The sequence below is a fragment of the Pseudomonas sp. NBRC 111119 genome (assembly GCF_001320125.1).
GTDB classification, from domain to species: Bacteria; Pseudomonadota; Gammaproteobacteria; order Pseudomonadales; family Pseudomonadaceae; genus Aquipseudomonas; species Aquipseudomonas parafulva.
In genome coordinates this window covers 1-5563 of sequence record NZ_BCAV01000043.1, presented here as the reverse complement: position 1 = coordinate 5563, position 5563 = coordinate 1, and the positions used below count along the sequence as shown (strand labels likewise).

Below are 5563 nucleotides of genomic sequence, written 5' to 3'. Positions count from 1 at the left end.
CGGCGCATCGCGAGCTTCGCTCGCTCCTACGCTTGTTTCGGGCCAGTAACACCTGTGGCAGGCGCGCGCGACCGCCTTGTTTGTACGACGCGATATCGCGGCATGCGCCAAGGCGTCCGCGCGCAAATGGCGCAGACATAACTGGCCCGAAACAAGCGTAGGAGCGAGCGAAGCTCGCGATGCGCCGCGCGGGCGGCGCTCGATCTCCCAGGCGCAGAACCTATTACGGCGAACACTGGATGACCCTCCCCCAATCTTGGCCCGCCTCTTGGCCCAGCATGCGGTGCGGCTGGGAAACCTTCAACGGCTAAGACGTCCCCCTAACCTGCCCTATCGCAAACTTCTGCACGCCATCTTCCCCACCCCCAAATAATTAAAACGAAAGCGTTATCGCTTTTGTTACAGAAAAATATTTCCCTTTAAGCATAAAGTTTAATAGCCCCTTGGCCGACAGCCTGAGCAAGAACGGAGTTCACAACCGTCTGCCCTCGAGCCCGTACCGCCTTGCTTAGATTAGCAAGTATTGCAACATCAAGGAGCTTCACATGTATTTAAGAAACCTCAAAATCGGCATCCGCGCCACTGCCATTTTCGCCGCCCTCGCCCTCCTGGTTTTAATACTCGGCCTCACCTCCCTGAACCGCATGCACACGATGGACAGCCCACCGACGAGGTACGCACTTCGTGGCTTCCAGCCGTCATGCTCCTGGATGAAATGAGCATGAACCTGGGTCGCGCCCGCGCCCTGACGCTGCGCAGTGTGCTGGAAGACAGCCCCACGGCCAGAACGGAAACACTCGATAAGATCGAGACCATCAACAAACAATATGAAACCCAACTAAGCGACTATGAGAAGTCGATAACGGAACCCACTGACCGTTCGCTGTTTGACACTTTCTCCGCTGCAAGCACAACCTACCACGGCTTGCAAAATGCTATCCGTGAAGCCGTTCGCAATAATGATCTGGAAGAAGCCAAACGCTTGGTGAATGGGTCGCTGGCCGATTATGCCGACGCCATGATGAAAGCGTTGATTCAACTCACTCACTATAATGCCAACGGGGCAACACACGCCTCAGAGGCCAGCAGTGAAGCTTACGAACAGTCATTCGTTATTATCGCCGTGACCATCGTGATCATCGTCAGCCTGATGATCGCGCTGGCCATCTTGCTGACCCGCAGCATCGTGCTGCCACTTGCAGAAGCAGTAAATGTGGCCGAGCGGGTAGCCGCCGGGGAACTCAACCAGGACATTCAGGTGAAGGGCCGCGACGAACCCGCGCTGTTGCTGCTGTCGCTTTCAAAAATGAAGGACAGCCTGCGCGAAACGATCGCCAGCATCGCTGCCGCCTCGGACCAGCTAGCGTCCGCCTCGGAAGAGCTGTTCACCGTCACCGAAGACACCAGCCGCGGCCTGCATCAGCAAAGCGCCGAAATCGACCAGGCTGCCACCGCCGTGAACCAGATGACCGCAGCGGTCGAGGAAGTGGCCAGCAACGCTGTAAACACCGCCGATGCCTCCAAAGGCGCAGACCAGAGCACCCGGGACGGCCAACAGCGCGTCAATGAAGCGTTGCAGTCCATCGGCCACCTGGTGGGCGATGTGACCACCACTTCGCAGGAAATCGAACACCTGGCCAGCAGCGCCAACGAAATCAGCCGCGTGCTGGACGTGATCGGCTCCATCGCCGGCCAGACCAACCTGCTGGCGTTGAACGCCGCCATCGAAGCCGCCCGTGCCGGCGAAGCAGGCCGGGGCTTTGCCGTGGTAGCAGACGAAGTGCGGGCCCTGGCCCACAGGACGCAGCAATCCACCGCAGAAATAGAAGGCATGATCACCGGCATCCAGACCGGCACCGAATCGGCTGTGAGCGCCATGCATGTCAGCAAGGGCCGAGCGACCGGCACCCTGGAAGTGGCCCAGTCCGCTGGCCAGGCCCTGGACATCATTGCCGAGGCCATTTCGTCCATCAACCAGCGCAACCTGGTGATCGCCAGCGCTTCGGAAGAGCAGGCCCAAGTGGCGCGTGAGGTGGACAGGAACCTGGTGAACATCAGGGACCTGGCCATGCAGACGTCAGCCGGGGCGAATCAGACCAGTGCGGCGGCGCAGGAGCTGTCGCGGCTGGCGGTCGAGCTGAATGGGATGGTGGGTAAGTTCAAGGTGTGATCAGCGGCCCTTGCTCGCCGCCATGTGCGGTGAGCAACGGGGAATGCGGTGGGGGCACTGAATGCAACGCCGGCCCTGTCACGCTCGCCGACGGTAACCGGTTACGAGCAACAGGAGGCCGGGGATCAGCAGGCCGATAGCGGTGTAGCCGAACGCAGGTTGGCCGGAGGCACCTACTGCAGCGAAAGCGGCGCCGGTTGCGAGCAGCGGTGCTGCTGCCAAATAGAATGGTTTGGCTGAAGTGCCCATGTCGAACCTCCTGTTTGATGGGGCTGGGGAGCTCGCGCCCGACTGACGTCGGGGGTGAAGGTCGACAGTAACTGGGTGTTGTCAGTGGTGGCAAGGCAGATCAGTGCGATGACGTGAGGGTGTCAGAAATTTTGTGTTCGGGCATAACATGAGTAAGAGGTGCATGTATGCCAACCAAAAAGAAACCCTTGCGTGACCTACCCAAAATCCCTAAAGAGCTGCTGGAGCAGTTCGGCGAGGGCCTGATGTCCGCAGAGGCTATCGAGGATGCCTCTGCGGCGTTCAAGAAGGCCCTGATCGAACGCGCTTTGAGTGCCAAACTCGGCCATCACTTGGGTTATCCGCCGGGCGCGCAGCGCCCAGAGGATGAAACCAACCAGCGTAACGGCAAGAGTGCAAAGACGGTTTTGACGGGGGACGGCCCGTTGCGGCTGGAAATCCCTCGTGATCGAAACGGAAGTTTTGAGCCCATTCTGATCCCCAAGCATGAGCGCCGTTACACCGGATTCGATGACAAGATCATCGCCATGTACGCCCGTGGAATGACGGTCAGAGAGATCCGAGCCTTTCTATCCGAGCAGTATGGAACCAACGTTTCACCCGATTTCATCAGCTCTGTGACAGACGAGGTCATGGAGGAGATTGGCGCGTGGCAACAGCGGCCACTGGAGCCGATGTACCCAGTCATTTTCTTCGATGCGCTGCGGGTGAAGATCCGCGAAGAAGGCCTAGTGCGCAACAAGGCCATCTACTTGGCGTTGGGCGTTCTCCACGACGGGACGCGCGATATCTTGGGCATCTGGATCGAGAACACCGAGGGTGCGAAGTTCTGGATGAAGGTGTTTAACGATCTTAAGACACGTGGCGTCGAGGACGTGCTGATTGCCGTGACCGATGGCCTCAAGGGCATGCCAGAAGCTCTCAGCGCTGTATTTCCAGAGACGACGTTGCAGACGTGCATCGTGCACCTGATCCGCAACAGCCTCGACTACGCAGCCTGGGACAAGCGACGGGCTCTGGCCAAGGAGCTGAAGCCGATTTACCAAGCCATCAATGCTGAGGCGGCTGAGCAAGCCCTTGATGAGTTAGAGAACGGGCCGTGGGGCGAGAAATATCCAACGGTGGTGGCTGCCTGGAGACGCGCCTGGGATCGAGTGATTCCATTTTTCGTCTTCCCACCGGCCATCAGGAAGGTGATTTACACCACCAACGCCATTGAAAGCATCAATGCTCAGCTACGCAAGATCATTAAAACCCGGGGGCATTTCCCGAACGATGAAGCAGCCACCAAGCTAATATGGCTGGGGCTGCGAAACATCACGGCAAACTGGGGCTCGGCGGCGCATGATTGGAAAAGTGCGATGAATCAGTTCGCGATTCTGTACGGAGATCGGTTCATCAGGCCGACCTGGTGAAAATCAGGGCCTGCCTAACGGCAGGCCGTTACCGGCCCGAACACAAAAAAACTGACAGTCCCGAAGACCGGTGCTTCGGAGGACAAGCTTTTTCTGTTCTCGATCAAGCAAGGTGATCTCACGCGCAACGATTGGGACGGTACAACGCAGGCTCTACGAGGCTCGATCAACGAGATCACTGACTTCTACATCCCTGTGCGCATTGCGGATCAGTACAAGCACCTGAAGGTGGTTATCTGCCTGTGCTTCGGTGGCGAGATCCACGAAGCGATTCAGGACATCGTCACACAGTTCATCAAGCTCAAAACTGATGAGCGCGTTTCCTTCGAGATTTGGAACGGGGACTACCTGGCCGGAAAGCTGACCGAAGGTGTGCTGCAACAGCAGTTGGTCGACGAGAAACTACGCAGCAGCTTCCAAAAATCGGTCGCGATGATCGATGAGCCAGATATCGCCTACAAGCATTTCTCGCGCTTGGCGCAAGGACTGCTCGGCGACGGGGATGCCAAACCTCTGGCTCGGCTAACGAGTCTCCGGCAGATCTACATCTGCCTGTGGGTACTGTTCGTATGGGCCCGTGCAGCCGGCAATCTTGAGGCGCCATATCGAGCAAGCGAGCGCACGATCTTACTGGCCTGGGATCACATCAAAGGCTATGTAGCTACAAAGCAGCATCGAAAAATAGCGGAGGAAATGGGCACTACGTTCGCTGAGCTCGTCGATCTTCACTTCCAAATCTGGGATGAATTGTTGGGCGAAAAAATCTTGCCCCATGTACACGTGCAGCACGGCCTTTCCGCTGCGGTAAATACCTCAACGTCCGTGGACATCAATCTGAAAATGTTCGAGACGTTGGGGCGGATGGCCCAACGAGGTCTTTGGCTGCTGTGGCAGGTGAGTCGAGATGATGCAACCCCTCAGAGATGCGTGAGGGCCGATGCTACTGACCCCGCCAAGTTCGACCAGGCCTTCATGCTTGCCTCCCAAATACAACAGCTCATCAGTAGAAATCCGATGCTGCTCTGCCCGATCACGGATGACCACTCGATAGAGATCGGTGCCGCGGTGACCTTCCTGTCCATGATGGACAAGTGGCAACCGCTGGCCCAGGACTATTGCGATCACCTGCTAGAAAGCTTCTGGTTTACCTACTGCGCCCATGGCCAATATCCGGTGATTGATGCCAGCTATCGCAACCTGATTGGCCATCCCAGGGAGGCCACTGACGCCTACCGCGAAGCGCAAACAAGAGGCAGCACACTGATCCCCCTGATCCTGGTGGGAGCGACATCCCAAGGTGAGACGACCCGCACCAGCAAGTTCAGCCGCTTCGCCAAGGAATCACTTAAACACTGCAATATGCAGCTCTGGGTATCCGCGGGGGACAGTGAAGATATGCTGTACGCAGGTCTTCCCGGCCCCGGCTTGGCATTGACTGGCATCCCCATCACGTCGGACGGTGCCGCGGCTCTGACAATGATCGATGCCGAGGTTTCTCGAGACGAGCACTTCAAGAAGCTATCCGCTGTTGAACATGGCCATTGGCCGATTTTGATCATGGCTTGCCGGCATTACCGCTTACCCTTACCCCCTCACCTTTGGCTTCCACTCCTTTCTCCTGAGTAGAAGCTATTAGCAAGGAGCGACTATGAACAAGGGAGCATCATGAGCGAGTAAGTACCTGCATCACCTGCACCGCCCCAGCAAAGTCAGGCGAGCACGTTTTCCG

The 5563-nt window shown here is 57.6% G+C and carries 3 protein-coding genes and 2 pseudogenes; 4 read left to right on the top strand and 1 reads right to left on the bottom strand.

The window, feature by feature from the left end:
• Positions 1-700: 700 nt before the first annotated feature.
• Together APH25_RS26305 and APH25_RS26300 are read left to right on the top strand one after the other, a co-directional pair.
• Positions 701-1036 (top strand): annotated as a pseudogene (locus tag APH25_RS26305) (MCP four helix bundle domain-containing protein); the annotation flags it as partial.
• A gap of 126 nt (positions 1037-1162) precedes the next feature.
• A pseudogene (locus APH25_RS26300) lies at positions 1163-2170 on the top strand (methyl-accepting chemotaxis protein); the annotation flags it as partial.
• Between the two features lie 78 nt (positions 2171-2248).
• On the opposite strand, the gene APH25_RS25705 reads toward APH25_RS26300, so the two are convergent.
• Positions 2249-2419, bottom strand: coding sequence for a hypothetical protein (locus APH25_RS25705; protein ID WP_177331191.1), 171 nt, complete (start codon positions 2417-2419; stop codon positions 2249-2251).
• 167 nt (positions 2420-2586) lie between these two features.
• On the opposite strand from APH25_RS25705, the gene APH25_RS16420 reads away from it, so the two are divergent.
• A complete protein-coding gene (locus APH25_RS16420; RefSeq protein WP_060482646.1) occupies positions 2587-3834 on the top strand; it encodes an IS256 family transposase in 1248 nt (415 codons plus the stop codon).
• Positions 3835-4029: 195 nt separating this feature from the next.
• Complete coding sequence (locus APH25_RS16415) at positions 4030-5460, top strand: chemotaxis protein (RefSeq protein ID WP_256217562.1); 1431 nt, start codon at positions 4030-4032, stop codon at positions 5458-5460.
• Positions 5461-5563 lie beyond the last annotated feature (103 nt).

Bases quoted from the DNA above. Each gene is read 5' to 3' on its own strand.
- APH25_RS16420 (WP_060482646.1), top strand. From the start codon at position 2,587: ATGCCAACCAAAAAGAAACCCTTGCGTGACCTACCCAAAATCCCTAAA.
- APH25_RS25705 (WP_177331191.1), bottom strand. From the start codon at position 2,419: ATGGGCACTTCAGCCAAACCATTCTATTTGGCAGCAGCACCGCTGCTC.